Below are 369 nucleotides of genomic sequence, written 5' to 3' on the forward strand. Positions count from 1 at the left end.
GGTCGCACGGTACAGGGATTACTGAAGGCGGTGCAGATCATTGGAGACCTCTATCGGACCGGTAAACGCCGCTTGCCTGACTCCTGTCCGATCCGTTTCATTCCGCCTTCCTGGCACAGCTTTGTCAGGCCAGAGGGAACAGTCATACGACAGGCTTACGAACTCTGTGTTCTGACCCAGCTGCGCGAGCGTCTGCGTGCCGGAGACATCTGGGTAACGGAAAGTCGCCAATACCGCGCATTCGACACCTACCTTCTTCCGGAAGCCACGTTTGCAGCGATGCGCGCGCAAGGACCGTTGCCTCTGGCGATCAATGCTACGGCTGACACGTTCCTTTCTCAACGGCGTGCAGTGCTGGAAACCGCGCTG

At 58.5% G+C, this 369-nt stretch carries 1 pseudogene; it reads left to right on the forward strand.

The window, feature by feature from the left end:
* A pseudogene (locus tag KP705_RS19355) lies at positions 1–369 on the forward strand (Tn3 family transposase); the annotation flags it as partial.

The organism is Gluconobacter sp. P1D12_c, from assembly GCF_018812105.1.
GTDB lineage: Bacteria > Pseudomonadota > Alphaproteobacteria > Acetobacterales > Acetobacteraceae > Gluconobacter > Gluconobacter oxydans_A.